The sequence below is a fragment of the Spongiimicrobium sp. 3-5 genome (genome assembly GCF_046557915.1).
GTDB lineage: Bacteria > Bacteroidota > Bacteroidia > Flavobacteriales > Flavobacteriaceae > JBHEBG01.
Genome location: NZ_JBHEBG010000004.1, coordinates 181,777 through 196,281 on the forward strand (window position 1 = coordinate 181,777; position 14,505 = coordinate 196,281).

The 14,505-nt window shown below is 39.3% G+C and carries 15 protein-coding genes; 4 read left to right on the forward strand and 11 right to left on the reverse strand.

All coding sequences use genetic code 11. The annotated features are described in order from the left end of the window. Positions 1-46: 46 nt before the first annotated feature. The 6 genes from ACEQ81_RS15125 to ACEQ81_RS15150 are packed head-to-tail and all read right to left on the reverse strand — an operon-like array spanning position 47 to position 6,274. Positions 47-1,381, reverse strand: coding sequence for a DUF58 domain-containing protein (locus ACEQ81_RS15125; protein WP_411031753.1), 1,335 nt, complete (start codon positions 1,379-1,381; stop codon positions 47-49). Between the two features lie 46 nt (positions 1,382-1,427). Then, positions 1,428-2,432 carry an AAA family ATPase gene (locus ACEQ81_RS15130; RefSeq protein ID WP_411031754.1) on the reverse strand — a complete coding sequence of 335 codons (1,005 nt, stop codon included), beginning with the start codon at positions 2,430-2,432 and terminating at the stop codon, positions 1,428-1,430. A 2-nt stretch (positions 2,433-2,434) separates the two neighbouring features. Then, the gene (locus tag ACEQ81_RS15135; protein ID WP_411031755.1) at positions 2,435-3,655 is read right to left on the reverse strand and encodes a DUF4350 domain-containing protein; all 1,221 of its coding nucleotides are present in this window, start codon (positions 3,653-3,655) and stop codon (positions 2,435-2,437) included. A gap of 1 nt (position 3,656) precedes the next feature. Further along, positions 3,657-4,379 carry a hypothetical protein gene (locus ACEQ81_RS15140; protein ID WP_411031756.1) on the reverse strand — a complete coding sequence of 241 codons (723 nt, stop codon included), beginning with the start codon at positions 4,377-4,379 and terminating at the stop codon, positions 3,657-3,659. Beyond that, the gene (locus tag ACEQ81_RS15145; RefSeq protein ID WP_411031757.1) at positions 4,372-5,325 is read right to left on the reverse strand and encodes a hypothetical protein; all 954 of its coding nucleotides are present in this window, start codon (positions 5,323-5,325) and stop codon (positions 4,372-4,374) included. The genes ACEQ81_RS15140 and ACEQ81_RS15145 overlap by 8 nt, the downstream gene beginning before the upstream one ends. Next, positions 5,303-6,274, reverse strand: a complete 972-nt coding sequence (locus ACEQ81_RS15150) for a stage II sporulation protein M (RefSeq protein ID WP_411031758.1) — start codon at positions 6,272-6,274, stop codon at positions 5,303-5,305. The genes ACEQ81_RS15145 and ACEQ81_RS15150 overlap by 23 nt, the downstream gene beginning before the upstream one ends. A 36-nt stretch (positions 6,275-6,310) precedes the next feature. Here ACEQ81_RS15150 and ACEQ81_RS15155 point away from each other — a divergent pair, with 36 nt between their 5' ends. Next, positions 6,311-7,036 carry an RDD family protein gene (locus ACEQ81_RS15155; RefSeq protein WP_411031759.1) on the forward strand — a complete coding sequence of 242 codons (726 nt, stop codon included), beginning with the start codon at positions 6,311-6,313 and terminating at the stop codon, positions 7,034-7,036. A 3-nt stretch (positions 7,037-7,039) separates the two neighbouring features. Beyond that, a complete protein-coding gene (locus ACEQ81_RS15160; RefSeq protein WP_411031760.1) occupies positions 7,040-7,651 on the forward strand; it encodes a trimeric intracellular cation channel family protein in 612 nt (203 codons plus the stop codon). Positions 7,652-7,657: 6 nt separating this feature from the next. Here the strand turns inward: ACEQ81_RS15160 and ACEQ81_RS15165 are convergent, their stop codons facing one another. Beyond that, entirely contained in the window at positions 7,658-8,374 is a 717-nt protein-coding gene (locus tag ACEQ81_RS15165) for a peptidylprolyl isomerase (protein WP_411031761.1), read from the reverse strand. Positions 8,375-8,459: 85 nt separating this feature from the next. On the opposite strand from ACEQ81_RS15165, the gene ACEQ81_RS15170 reads away from it, so the two are divergent. Both ACEQ81_RS15170 and ACEQ81_RS15175 read left to right on the forward strand, forming a co-directional pair. Next, the gene (locus ACEQ81_RS15170) at positions 8,460-9,104 is read left to right on the forward strand and encodes an NUDIX hydrolase (RefSeq protein WP_411031762.1); all 645 of its coding nucleotides are present in this window, start codon (positions 8,460-8,462) and stop codon (positions 9,102-9,104) included. Positions 9,105-9,143: 39 nt separating this feature from the next. Then, a complete protein-coding gene (locus ACEQ81_RS15175) occupies positions 9,144-9,947 on the forward strand; it encodes a lysophospholipid acyltransferase family protein (protein WP_411031763.1) in 804 nt (267 codons plus the stop codon). 31 nt (positions 9,948-9,978) lie between these two features. On the opposite strand, the gene ACEQ81_RS15180 is transcribed toward ACEQ81_RS15175, so the two are convergent. The 4 genes from ACEQ81_RS15180 to ACEQ81_RS15195 form a co-directional block, all read right to left on the reverse strand. Then, the gene (locus ACEQ81_RS15180; protein WP_411031764.1) at positions 9,979-10,626 is read right to left on the reverse strand and encodes a hypothetical protein; all 648 of its coding nucleotides are present in this window, start codon (positions 10,624-10,626) and stop codon (positions 9,979-9,981) included. A 4-nt stretch (positions 10,627-10,630) separates the two neighbouring features. After that, positions 10,631-11,125, reverse strand: coding sequence for an RNA polymerase sigma factor (locus tag ACEQ81_RS15185; RefSeq protein WP_411031765.1), 495 nt, complete (start codon positions 11,123-11,125; stop codon positions 10,631-10,633). A gap of 204 nt (positions 11,126-11,329) precedes the next feature. Then, positions 11,330-12,757 (reverse strand): amidohydrolase, encoded by a 1,428-nt coding sequence (locus ACEQ81_RS15190; protein WP_411031766.1) that lies wholly within the window; start codon positions 12,755-12,757, stop codon positions 11,330-11,332. A gap of 45 nt (positions 12,758-12,802) precedes the next feature. After that, a complete protein-coding gene (locus tag ACEQ81_RS15195; protein WP_411031767.1) occupies positions 12,803-14,503 on the reverse strand; it encodes a glycoside hydrolase family 13 protein in 1,701 nt (566 codons plus the stop codon). Positions 14,504-14,505 lie beyond the last annotated feature (2 nt).

Below are 14,505 nucleotides of genomic sequence, written 5' to 3' on the forward strand. Positions count from 1 at the left end.
CAATACATAGGCCATTTGCTCTATCCTTGCAAGGCAGCGCAAAGGCTTACAAAAGCCCCCTGGCTTTTATTTCGAGGTATTTATTGATTGTATTTATGGTGAGGTTTTCTGGTTTGGTAAGTACCGTTTGTATGCCGTGCTTTCGCAACTCGTTTACAATAAGTTTTTTCTCGTAAATGAATTTTTCGGCAATGGTTTGCTCAAATATTTGATGGGTGTTCTCAGCTTTCTTTTCGGCGAATTTGCCAAGTTCGGTGTTTTCGAAAAAGATAAGCACCAACAGATGATGTTTGGCAATGGCCTGAAGATAGGGTAGTTGCCTGTGTAGAGCGTCTAGAGTCTCAAAATTGGTATAAAGTAGCAGCAGACTGCGCTGATTTAGGTTACGCTTTATGTCCGCGTACAAACGGCCATAATCGCTTTCCACAAAATTGGTGCGCAGATTGTATAGGGTTTCCAAGATAAGGTTCATTTGGGCACTACGGCGCTGGGCCACAACCCGATTTTCAGTTTTATTACTGAATGCGAACATTCCGGCCTTGTCTTGTTTCTTTAGGGCGATGTTGCTGATTACCAAAGTGGCGTTAATGGCATAATCCAAAAGGCTAAGTCCTTCGAATGGCATTTTCATTACCCTTCCCTTATCGATTACGGAATAGATAGGTTGTGATTTTTCGTCCTGATATTGGTTTACCATCAGTTGGTTTTTCTTGGCCGTTGCCTTCCAATTGATGTTCCTAATATCGTCTCCTTGTATATATTCCTTGATTTGTTCAAATTCCATGGTATGTCCTATCCTACGTATTTTTTTTAAGCCGTATTCAAACAGTCGGTTCGTAAATGCGATAAGGTCGTACTTCCGCAATTGTAAGAAAGATGGATATACAGGAACTTCCTGAGCCTTGTTATAGGTATAGCGCCGAGCTACAAGCCCTAGGGGAGAACGGGCAAAGATGTTAAGGTTACCGAAGGAATAAACCCCACGGGTCAACGGACGCAAAGAATAATTAAAAAACATGTTCTCACCCTTTGCAATGACCGCGTTGATCTCAAAATCACGTTTTTGAAATTGATGTGGTATTTCGTCAATTATTTTTGTCTTAGCTGTAAAGAGAAAAGTGTTGATCAACCTTAGCTTAATAGGGTTTTCATCCCCGTTAGAAAGCTTGTCGGGCAAGAGACGCTCTCCATGGATACTTCCTTTGGAACCAAAAAGTAAAATAATATCTACCACCAAAGCGGTAATGAAAATATAAAATAGCAGTTTTATAACTCCAAAAACATCAGGATATATATATGAGATGAGAAAACCAAGAATTAGGCTCACCAAGACCCTGAAGAACCGTTTTTCCAAATATATGTTTTTGAATATTTTTTTCATCCTTACCAATTGCAGTTACCTTGTTGCCGCGTTTTAGCTAAAAGTATCATCGTGGTATTTCAATGGTTTCAACAATTTGTGTCACAACTTTTTCTGGTGTAAACCCTTCCATTTCGCGTTCTGGTGTTAGGATTATTCGGTGCGAAAGAATGGGCTTGCACACTTTCTTAATATCGTCCGGAGTTACAAAATCTCGTCCATTTATTGCAGCCAAGGCCTTGGAAGCGTCCATAATGGCTATCGATGCTCTTGGGGAGGCCCCTAGATATAGGTTGGCGTTGGTACGCGTGTTGTTCACTATAGCTGCGATATACTTCATTAAATTATCCTCTATGATGATTTCCGTTATGGTATCTTGATAGGTTGCAATCTGCTTGGCCGAAAGGATAGAGGTCACCATGCTTTCCACATCTTTTCTTTTTTGTTGGTGTTTGCTTTCTAAAATCTGTATTTCTTCCTCTAATGAAGGGTAACCCACATCGATCTTAAACAAAAAGCGGTCTAATTGTGCTTCGGGCAGTCTATAGGTACCTTCTTGCTCTATGGGGTTTTGCGTGGCAAACACCAAAAAAGGCGGTTTCATGGCATACTCGGTACCATCTATGGTTATTTGACGTTCTGCCATGGCCTCAAAAAGGGCGGCCTGGGTTTTTGCCGGAGCACGATTTATTTCATCGATCAAAATGATATTGGAAAACAAAGGCCCTTTTTTAAACTCGAATTCCGAAGTCTTTACGTTAAAGATGGAAGTTCCCAAGATATCACTGGGCATTAGATCTGGCGTAAATTGTATTCGACTAAAATCTACGTTCATGGTCTTTGCCAATAACTTGGCCGTAACCGTCTTCGCCACTCCCGGAACGCCTTCTATCAGCGCATGCCCATCGGCCAAAATGGAAATGATAAGCAGTTCTATCATATCTTGCTGACCAATAATTACCTTGGCCAATTCTGTTTTTATCTGGCTAACGGACTGCTGTAACTTTTCCAAATCTACCCGGTTGTTGAATTTTAAGGGATCTTGTGCCTGTTCTTTGTTTTGTTCCTCCATGTTTACTGCTTAAAAGATGTTATTTTTTTGTTCAACTCAATGACGTCTTTTTCTGAATGTATTTCTTTGTTTTTGAGGTATGCTATAAAATCTATAAGTTCTTTTGTCTGTGCCAGCGGTTTTCCCGATTTGTCCGAGAGTTCCCGGGCCGTATTATCACTTATCTTATTGGTATCCATGTAGTAATGACTTCGTAGAAATTCCATAAAATAATTTAGTTTCTTACCAATAATATCCGTGTAATCTTTGTGCTGGTAGTAAAGGCTTCCAACAGTTTGTGCAAACGCTATGGAAGAGTTTTGAAGGGGTTCAATGACCGGGATAATCCGCTGTTCTCGTTTGCCCTTAAAAATCAGGAACAGTAAAATACCCAGTACCGTAACATAGTATGCCCACCTCAATGGGACCTGATTTAGCACAAAACGCATGGGCGAGTCTATCACCACCCTGCCACTTTTTTTATAATTATCCCAAAATACGGGTTTGTCCTTAAGGTACGAAAGGGAATGGGCCACATAATCCTTGTTCCCTTTTAGCATGTAGTAATTGCTATAGGCTTCGGGAGTGGTATTCAGATAAAAATTACCTGCGCCAAAAGCCACTTTAATATAATTCACCGCTTTGGTTTCGGTGGTTGAATCAATAATCTCCTCGCTTAGGAAATTAACTTCCGGATTAAAGCGTATATGTCCTAGAATTGTAGTCTTGGTACTATCTACACTGGTAAAATGCGACTTGTTCATCCCCCGTGTGTAATAAAACGCCTTATCGGAAAAAGCCCTATTGGTAAGGCTTACGGTTACCGTGTCCTCCAATACGGTATAGTTGTACCCGATGTTTAGATTTAAAGTGTCCGAAAGAAATTGTCCAAAATAGGTAGATGCCATAAACACATCGTTTCCGCGATCTACAAATTTTAATAGCTGATTGGTCTCTTGGGCGTCCAAGTTTATACCATTGTTTATAAAGAGGTAGTTAGACCTTCCCAAGCTGTCACTTTCGGATAAAACCTCAAATGGACCTATGCTAAAACTCTCTAACGGATTATCCGGAAAAAGCTGGGGAAGCTCATTGAAAAGAACAAAACAACCAAACGGAATCTTTGAACTAGCAGTATATGAAGGTCTCCAATTCAGGGGTTTGGGGCGCGTAATTTCTAACACCACAATAGCCAAAAGTACAGCTACGAAAATCCCGATGATTATTTTAGAACGTTTATCCAATTTACTCCAAAGTGTTTCTTAGTGCCACAAATTTGTGTTTGGCGGCCTTATATCCATTTTCATCTATATATTGTTCTCCATACCAGATGTAATCATATAGGTATGAAACCTCTTTAAAATGGTCTTTTATTTGTGGGGCGCTAATTTCATTTTGATAGTCGAGATTCGTTTTTTCAAAATGCCAATCTATAAGGCTTTTTTGCGATAGCGTTTTTAAGATCCTTAAAAATTGATAGCGAATCGCCAATCTGAAATCCTTTTGTTTTAAAGCGTCCTTTATGAGGGCGTCCAAATCTACATTTTCAATATGTTCTTCGGACAGGTTGATGTCTGTAAGGGAGGTCGATTTTTTGGTAAATACCGAGGATAAGTTTTCCCCAATAAGGAATTTTACGAGCAAATAAATGGCCAGTGCGCCCATAAGCGCATAGATGAGGTACTCTAATACCGTAAATATCCTTGGATCTATATTAATGCCGAATTTTTCCTGTAGGGTTCCAAAAAACCAATTGAGAAACCGTACAATAAGATTTTGCGCCTCCCCATCCTTGATATCATAATTAAACTCTTCCCCCGAATACTTTTGTTGAAGGTCTTCATTTAACAGCCGTTGCTCCAATACAGAGGTATTGTCTTGCGGTAATACCAAGCTATCGCTTACCTGCCCCCAAATTCCAAGGAAGGGTATCAACAAAAATAATACATGGATGTAGCGTCTAATCACTGTCTAGATTTCCGATTTGTTCAATTTTACTTCGGGTATTGGTGTTATATGTCTTCTCGTGTAGTGCGTAGTACAGAATTCCGTTTATGAATTGCGACAGGCATTGCCCATATACCATAATGATAAGCACAACACAAGTTCCTAAGGTGTAGATAATGGTGGGGATAATGGAAGCTCCTAAATCAACTTCGTTCTGAACAACATGAAACGTGTAAAACCCTATAAGAATACCCGGGATGGTTAAAACTACCATGAGCAAAACACCATTTAAAAGGCCTAGGATAAAATTGACTCCCACGGATTTCCAAAAATTGCTTTTTACCAAAGACCACCCTTCGCCAAAAGCTTCAACAACGCCTTTGTTTTCTTGTAACAAACAAAAGAAAGACACTCCAAACCACGCCAGTATAAAGAATTGTAACAGGTATTGCACCAACATGCCCAGCAAGGGAATAAAAATCAGTATGAAACTTACAATGAAGTAACCTATAAAGGCCAGTATTAACAACAGGATAAAGACAAAAATACTACCCAGTTTTTCCTTAAAGAGATCCCAAACCTGTTTTTTATCAAATCGATTGCCTTTTTCGGATTCATATTTTATCATATAGGAGGCCGCCAAGCTATAGTTTAAAATAGCGACCATAATAAAAATCACTAGAAAAAGTAAACCGCCTATACCCATGTAGATAAGATATGTCTCTTCAGAACCGGAGGTATCCACATAAAGCGAATTGCTTTGTGCAGTTATCATACCAATGAACCCCGATACCAGTAAATAACTGACAATCAATAATCCGATTAAAAATATACCGTTGTAGCTTAAAAAAATATTGGTGAATTTTTTTAGATTTTGTTTTATAAAATCGAAGTAAGTGGTGATGATGTCACCGAAATCGCGATTGATCTTAAGTTCTATGTACTTATTGAATGGTTTGTTTTGCATCTATACGGTTTAATTGTATGGGGTATACGATATAATAATATAAAATAAGGGCCAAGGAGGTTCCTATGATCATTATGGCCAGCCAATTGGGCATTTGGGAATAACGCGTTATAAAGCCTTCTATGAATCCGGCGATAATAAAAAATGGTATGGTGCTAACAACTACTTTAAGACCATCCTTTGCACCTTTCATAAAGGAGACTCTTCTAGAGAATGTTTTTGGAAATAGGATACTATTGCCCATAATGAGCCCTGCGCAACCTGCAATGATAATTACTGAGATTTCTATGGTACCGTGTAACCAAATTTGTTTGTTGGCCTCAAAAAACACCCCTTTGGTATAGAAAAAGGTAATGAAAGCCCCAAGCATTACCCCATTGCTAAATAGAATATAGGCTGTGCCAAAACTAGCTATAACGCCAAAGGCAAAGGCCAAAAAAGCTACTCTAATATTGTTAATGGTAATGCCTAGGAACGTGCCTATTTCACTACCTCCTTTATAAATTGCCGTGGGATCCCCAGATGCAATATTGTTAAGCGTCTCGTTTACGTAGGCATCCCCAAGGATCAATCTTACGAATGTGGCATCTTTTAAGGCAGAAATACTTCCTATACCGGCCGCTACCAGAAAAATTAGAAATGCAACACCCAAAGTCTTATGATATTGTTTAAAAAAGAGGGGGAACTCTGTTCCCCAAAAGGCAATAATTCTATTACGTCCTTCTTTCTTGTTCCTATAAATTTTTTGATGTGCTTGGGAGGCCAGCGAGTTTAAATACAATAAAGTCTTACTTTCTGCGTAATAGGTCTGTGCATAGGCCAAGTCATTGGTGAGTTGAATATAACCATTGGCAAGTTCATCGGGGTCAATGGTGGTGTTAAAGCTGATAGCCTTTTCAAATGCCACCCATTTTTCCTTATTTTGCTTCACAAAAGCGGCCTCGCGCATAGGTAAGTTTACTTAAAAGATAAAAATAGTATTAATATGTCCAACCTTCAAATCAATACAACGCAAAATGTAAACTTAGATTACAAAATTGTAAGTATTGGTGAACGTATTGTTGCCTTTTTTATAGATGGTTTTATTCTTTATCTCTATGCAGTTCTGGTAAACGTAATAGGAGATGCCATTGGCTATGTTTATGAAGACCGTTGGACCCAACGTGGATTGGTAAGTCTAATTTTTCTTCCTGCTATGGGGTACAGTATTTGGATGCATACCCTCTTCAATGGCAGAACCGTTGGAAAAATGTTAATGAAAATGCGTGTGGTAAGGGTTGATGGTACTCCGGTACATTGGTCTAATTTTCTTGTTAGATGGATGTTGCGCTTGGTAGATATATGGATCTTTTTTGGAGCGGTAGGATTGTTGTCCATAATTTTTTCGGAAAGACGTCAGCGACTGGGAGATGCAGCTGCCGGTACTGTGGTCATTAGTACCAAGAACAAGACCAAGGTGTCCCATACCATATTGGAAGAGGTGGCAGAGACTTATGAGCCCAAATTTACCAATGTTACCCTGTTAACGGACAAAGACGTACGACTAATAAAAGATACCTATCACATTGCAAGGCGGAGCGATGATTTTAAAACGATGAAGGCCTTGCGCGACAAAATTGAGAGTATCTTGCAGACCAATTCCGAATTGTACGACAAGCAATATTTGGATACCGTTCTAAAAGATTATAATTTTTACACCCAACAACTCTAATCCATGTTCTATTTTACCATAGATATTTTAGGTACCATTGCCTTTGCCGTTTCCGGGGTACTCGTGGCCATGGAAAAAAAATTAGACCTCTTTGGGGTGTTTATTATTGCTTTTGTGACGGCAGTTGGTGGAGGCTCCTTGAGGGATCTTCTTATTGGTTCCACCCCCGTTAACTGGCTTCTACAACCGGTTTACCTATTCACCATCTTAGGGACAGTGGTGCTGACCATAATTTTTAGGCCACATCTAAAATACCTTAGAACATCTTTGTTTTTATTCGATACCATTGGTATAGGACTATATACTTTGGTAGGTATCGAAAAAGGGTTGGAAGCAGGGCTTTCTCCGGTGATGTGCGTAGCCCTTGGAACTATTACTGCAAGTTTTGGGGGAGTTATCCGCGATATATTGTGCAACGAAATTCCGGTGATCTTTAGAAAAGAGATATATGCCACGGCCTGTATTCTTGGAGGATCTAGTTACTTTTTATTACGGAAGTTGCCCTTTGAGGATGCCTATTCCTATATGGCTGCTATCCTCATTGTGATCAGTATGCGGTTGTTGGCTGTAAAATTCAAAATAGCATTGCCAAATATCTATCGCAAGGCCAAATAATTTGCGTTAATTAACTATTTCCGCTTTATGGATATAGATATTATGTGATGGCCAGTCGCCATCATCTACAGGTTGGGCATTGATCTTATCTACCACATCCATACCTTCTATTACTTTCCCAAAAGGAGTATATTCACCATCCAAATGATAAGAACCCGGTTTGGTTACTACAATAAAAAACTCGTAAGGAGAGGCCAGCATGTGCGGATTGTTTATTTCACTACTGGGCATGGAGACCGTTCCACGATGATGTCTATGTCCTTTTCTGGTGTCCGGTGGTAGTAAGTACCGGCCAATTTCCCTTCTTTTTCTTGAAGTTTCCTTATTGTCCGCATTTCCGCCCTGAATTATAAAATTTTTTACTACCCTATGGAAATAGGTATTGTTGAAATACCCTTTCTTGGTTAAGAAAACAAAATTAGCTTTATGGTAAGGTACATTATCAAATAGGGCAATAGTAAAACTGCCCAAGCTGGTAGTGAGTTTTACTTTGTTCTCCGTTAGTGTTTTACTATAATTGAAAAAGAAATCGATAGCATTGTCCTCATTAAGTACAAACAGTTCCTCTTCTGGTTCTTCTTTTGCAACGATGCTGTCCGTTACTACAGTATCCTTAATCGTTTCATTGGGAGTGTCAACAATTGTTTTTTTTGGTGGTGCGTCTTTGCAGGCAGCTAAAAAAAATAGTATTATTATTGCAGAACAACGGGCTTTTGGTTTCATGGTGTAAATATATTTTTTTATTGCGGGATGAAACTTATGCTATTAGAATTTTTAAACCTATTTTAAGTATACCAGTATTTCCTTCATGAAATTTGATGATTTTTCAGAACGACTTTCAAAAATAAAAAATCTACCTCTTCCAGGACAATCGGCGCATTATAAAATGGCACCAATGAATAGGGTGGATGAGTTGGAGCGCATGAAGAAATATAGAAAAAACGCAAAAAAAGCTGGCGTAATGGCCCTTTTTTACCCAAATACAGACCATTTTACCCACTTATTGCTCATATTACGAAAAACGTACAAGGGTGTTCATTCCAATCAGATCGGATTTCCAGGCGGAAAAGTAGAGCTTCAGGATGCTGATATTCTGGCAACTGCCTTACGGGAGACCCATGAAGAGGTTGGGGTAGACCCACAACACGTAGAAGTAATCCGATCTTTGACCCAGTTATATATCCCACCCAGCAATTTTGACGTGCAACCGTATATTGGTTTGTATAAAAATGTTAGACCGTTTTCTGTTCAGGAAACGGAGGTAGAGGCCTTGGTAGAAGTGTCACTTACTGATTTTATGGACGATAAAAAGATTATAAATCAAAGATTAACAACTTCTTATAGCGATGAGAAAATCCCTGTACCTGCCTTTATATTAAATGGTTATACCGTCTGGGGTGCTACCGCAATGATGCTAAGTGAAATCAAAGAGCTTTTTAGACAGGTATTATAAATATCATATTTCGTATTTTAGCTAACTATCCTTTAAAATATGGGCTTGTTTAAGCGAAATCCTTTTGGGCATAATCTATTTTTAAAAAAATGGCTTATCCGCATTTTAGCAATTATCACACATCAGCGATATAAGAGTTTTAACAAACTTGAAATTGAGGGCTCTAACATTATAAGGGCACTCCCAGATAAGAATGTATTGTTCGTAAGTAATCATCAAACCTATTTCGCGGATGTGGTAGCCATGTTCCATGTATTTAACGCAAGCTTAAGCGGTAGGGAGGATAGCATTAAAAATATTGGGTATATCTGGAAACCCAAATTGAATATGTATTATGTAGCAGCGGCCGAAACCATGAAGAAAAGTCTACTCACCAAAGTTTTGGCTTATGCCGGTTCTATAAGTATAGACCGTACCTGGCGTGCAGATGGGAAGGAAGTGAACCGCCAAGTGAAAATGAGTGATATCTCTAACATAGGTACCGCATTAAACGATGGTTGGGTAATAACATTTCCACAGGGGACCACCAAACCTTGGAGGCCTCTCCGAAAAGGAACCGCATTTATTATTAAAAAATACAAACCCGTGGTTGTGCCAGTGGTCATTGATGGGTTTAGAAGATCGTTCGACAAAAAAGGTCTAAGGGTAAAGAAAAAGGGAATCTTGCAATCTATTGTAATTAAAGAACCTTTAGATATAGATTATGAAAACGAAGCGGTAGATTCCATCATGGAAAAGTTAGAATACGCCATTGAGCAGCACCCGTCGTTTCTTAAAGTTATACCACAGTCAGAATTACTGGCCTTAGAGGAGGAAAACAAAAAAAGAAAATGGCGAACCTGATTTTGATTTAATCAAAATCGCCGGGTAACTTCTATTCCAATCTTTTAAGTTCGTTGTAGTTATCATTCAGTTTTCTTAGCAACAATCCGTAGAGAAGAAAATAAATACCACCGACAAGAGCTGTAATGATCACTCCCGAAACACTCATAATCAGCATAAGCATCATTTTTAATTTTTGGGGTGGTATCTGCTCTATTATTTCAAAGGATATTCCCAAACTGGCATTAAGGTCATCACTTAAGTAAATACCAACAACGAATAAGGCAAAAGAGATCAGGATAAGCGACAACGAAAAAATGATATAATGCTTTACCGTTCTCCTTGTCTTTATAATTTTGTGCATTAGGTTTTTGGCATTGTCCAAAACCGAAATTTCCTTATACCTTTTATAAAACTGATATATGAAAAAGAAAACAACGGTATACTGAAAAATGGAAAGCGCAACCAGAAAACCTTGTAGCCCCAATTTTTGATAGATTTCCATACTACCCCTTGCAGAGGGCAATAAATAAAGTAAATGTGGTAATATAAATTCTATGACACTGATATAAAAAATCCACTTTACAATAGAAGAGGACTTCTTCAATATCATTTTATAGATATCCTCGTACGACAATTTAGGGAGCTGGGCTTCCTTTTTTTGCCAATCTTTTTTTAAAAATTCCAGTTCGTCCATCATATCCTCAAGGGTTAAGTATGGTTCTTAATTTTGTTTTTATTCTGTTCATCTTCACTCTGGCATTTACCTCGGTGATACCCAATGTCTCCGCTATTTCGTTATAGTCTTTGTCCTCTAAATACAAGAAAACTAACGCTTTGTCTATATCTCCCAGTTGCTTAACCGCATTATACATTAATTTTAACTGCTGCTCTTGTGTTTCATCATATTCATTGGCCTGAATTTTAAATATAACGGAGTCGTAGTCTTGCGTACGTATTTGTTTTTTAGATTTTCTGTATAAGGTTATTGCTGTATTTAGGGCCACTCTGTACATCCAGGTACTGAATTTTGATTCTCCCCGAAATTTTGGATATGCCTTCCATAATTGTATCGTTATTTCTTGAAAAAGATCTTTGTGGGAATCCCTATCATTTGTATACAAACTACAGACTTTGTGAACAATATTCTGATTGTCCTGAAGTTCCGTTACAAAACGATGTTCTAGTTCTTTATTCACTTTGGGTTGGTTGCTTCTAAGAGATTAGTACAAATACAACATCTTTTGTTACAATAGAACCATAAAAGTTTATGGTTGACCCGAGGGTCTTTGGAGAAAATTTACTTGCTACAAGTACAAGACCCCAACTGTTTTATAAAATTTTGGAAACCTTATTCTAAGTAAAACCTTGGTACCTGGTGCTAGTGGATAACCAGTGGCAGCCTATTTTCTGTAATCCAAAGCGGGTGCCCTATCTCCCAATAGAGGAATATATTCAAAATTGGCTCCACGGCGTTCCAAAAGCTCTACTTTGGCTTTTTCTATAAGGTCATTGTTCTTAAAAAGGTCAATTGCTGTGAGTGTCAGTGTTTTTGCAGCAACCATCATTCCTTTTTTTCCGATACTTGTTCCGCCCGCTGCCACGGCTTGCCAACTGTGAGCTGGGGTTCCGGGTACCCAGGTCGCCGTACCCATACCTACTGTAGGAACGGTAAAACTTACATCGCCCACATCGGTAGAACCATAGGCTTTTGCCTCGGTCTCATACGGTTGAACACCAGTAGCCCGGTCTATATTTACCTTGTCGTAACCGAGGCTTTTGGCTATTTTGTTGGCGAAAACAGTTTCTTGCTCCGTATAACTTACCCCACCAACTTTGGTCAGGTTGCTGTGCATCAATTTTTGTAGGGTGAGGTTTGGGAGTAGTTCGTGCGTACCTCCTATCATTTCAAAGTCCATCGTGGTACCGGTGCCCAAGGCCGCACCTTCTGCCGCTTTAATAATACGATCAAAGATATCGATTACAACATCGCGCCTATTATGGCGGGCATAGTAGTAGACTTCTGCAAAATCTGGAACCACATTGGGCGCTTTTCCGCCATCGGTAATCACGTAATGTATTCTAGATTGTTCCGGAATATGTTCCCGCATCATGTTCACCATAACATTCATGGCCTCTACAGCGTCCAGGGCAGATCTACCTTTTTCCGGGGAGCCGGCCGCATGCGCTGAAATTCCATGAAACCTAAACTTGGCTGATTTATTGGCAAGGGCCGCTCCTGCGCTAGCTTCGTTTTCTGCTCCGGGATGCCAGTGCAAAGCTACATCCACATCATTAAATAGCCCTTCTCTTACCATATATACCTTTCCAGAACCGCCTTCCTCAGCTGGGCATCCGTAAAAACGTACCCTACCTTTGGCATTATTGGCTTTTAACCAATCCTTTACCGCTATGGCCGCAGCGGCTGATGCTGTCCCAAAGAGATGATGCCCGCATGCATGCCCTGCAGCTTTATTGGCCGACTTCTTCTCCGCCACCGCTTGTTGCGATAACCCCGGAAGGGCATCATATTCGCCCAAAATGGCAATTACAGGGCCACCACTGCCATATTCTGCTATAAATGCTGTTGGTATGCCTGCAACTCCTTTTTTGACCGTAAAACCTTCCGAACTCAATGTATTTTGCAACAATGCGGAACTCTTTTCCTCTAAATAACCCATTTCCGCCAACTCCCATATATTTTGGGCAATAGCCCCATATGCTTCGCTCTTTCCATCCAAATTTTTCATAACATCATCTACATTTTTTTGCGCTTGCATTGTGCTGAGCAAAATTGTTACAAGGAAACAATAGCTAAGAAAATTTTTCATAATCGGTCTTGTTAGGTTTTCGTATAAAAGAACAAAAAGGTTTAATCAACTTAATTTATAAATCATTGCCTGATAAGGCTTTATGGAAAAAACAGCATCTTTTTTAACCCTTACCGCATGGTCTTCATCATTAGAGATTAATAGTTTGGCGGTTTCAAAGTTTAATTCATCCAAAGTAATGGATATTTTTTTAGTAGAAAAACTTAGGAGTACCAAACAACGATCCTCGTCCAAGGTTCTGGTATAGGCATATATTTCTTCGTTGTCTTTTAGGAGCAATTGGTAGTCGCCATATATTAAAACCAAGTTTTGCTTTCTAACGTCTACCATTCTTCTAAAATAGTTAAGCACGGAAGACTTGTCACTGATCTGCGAATCTACATTGATGCCTTCTTTATAGTTTTCATTGACCTTTATCCATGGTTTCCCCGTTGTAAAGCCCGCATTTGCTGCAACACTCCATTGCATGGGGGTTCTTGCGTTATCCCTGCTGGCGTCTTTTTCATTTTCTATAAAAGCCTTAACATCCCCGCCGTTATCTACAATACTTTTGTACCTGTTTATTGTATTGATGTCCTTATAGTCCTCAATATTATTGAACCGAACGTTGGTCATTCCAATCTCCTCCCCATAATAAAAATAGGGAGTTCCCTTCATAGATAATAAAAAGGTATGCAGCATAGTGGCAGAATTATACCAATGAGCTGTAGAATCGTTACCCCAACGGCTAACACTTCTAGGAAAGTCATGATTGTTCAAGAACATACTGCCCCAACCTTTTTCGGCAAACACGGCATCCCATTTAGAATGGATTTCCTTAAATTCAGTAAGTTTCCATTGATCGCTTCGCATTTTAAAAGTTTCTCCTTCTTCGCGGTCCAATGCCAAAAGGTCAAAATGAAAGAACATGTTTAGTTCCTTGCGATCGTCATCTACAAAATCCAGGGCCCTATCTACCGAAACTCCAATAGCTTCACCAACCGTCATAATATCGTATTTACTTAATACCTTTTGGTTCATTTCGCGCAGGTACTCATGTAATTTTGGACCATTGGCATAGTAGGGTATAAACTCCCCATTATATTCTTTAGGCAGTTCCGGAAAGGAGATGTCCTTGGAAATAAAAGGAATAACGTCCATACGGAAACCGTCGATACCCTTATCGAACCAAAACGTCATCATATCATAAATTTCTTGCCTCACCTTGGGGTTTTCCCATTTAAGATCGGGCTGTTTTTGAGAAAAGTAGTGCAAGTAATAGGCGTCGGTTTCTTTTTCATATTTCCATGCATTGCTGGCAACATCAAAAAAGCTCCACCGCTCTGGAGGGGTTCCATTTTCAGCTGGCCACCAATGAAAGTAATCGCGATATGGGTTTTCCCGGGATTTTTTGGATTCAACGAACCATTGGTGTTCATCGCTGCAATGATTTACAACCAGGTCCATCACCATCCGCAACCCTAGTTTCTTCATCTCGGACAACATCAGATCAAAATCTTCCATAGTCCCAAATTCTTCCATGATATTCTGATAATCGCTTATATCGTAACCATTGTCGTCATTAGGGGACTTATAAATAGGATTCAACCAAATGATATCTACCCCGAGATTTTTAATATAATCTAAGCGCTGTATAATACCCCGAATATCGCCAACGCCATCTCCGGTAGTATCCTGAAAACTACGAGGATAAATTTGATAGACAATACCTTCTTTCCACCATTGTCTTTCCAAGGACTTTTTCATAT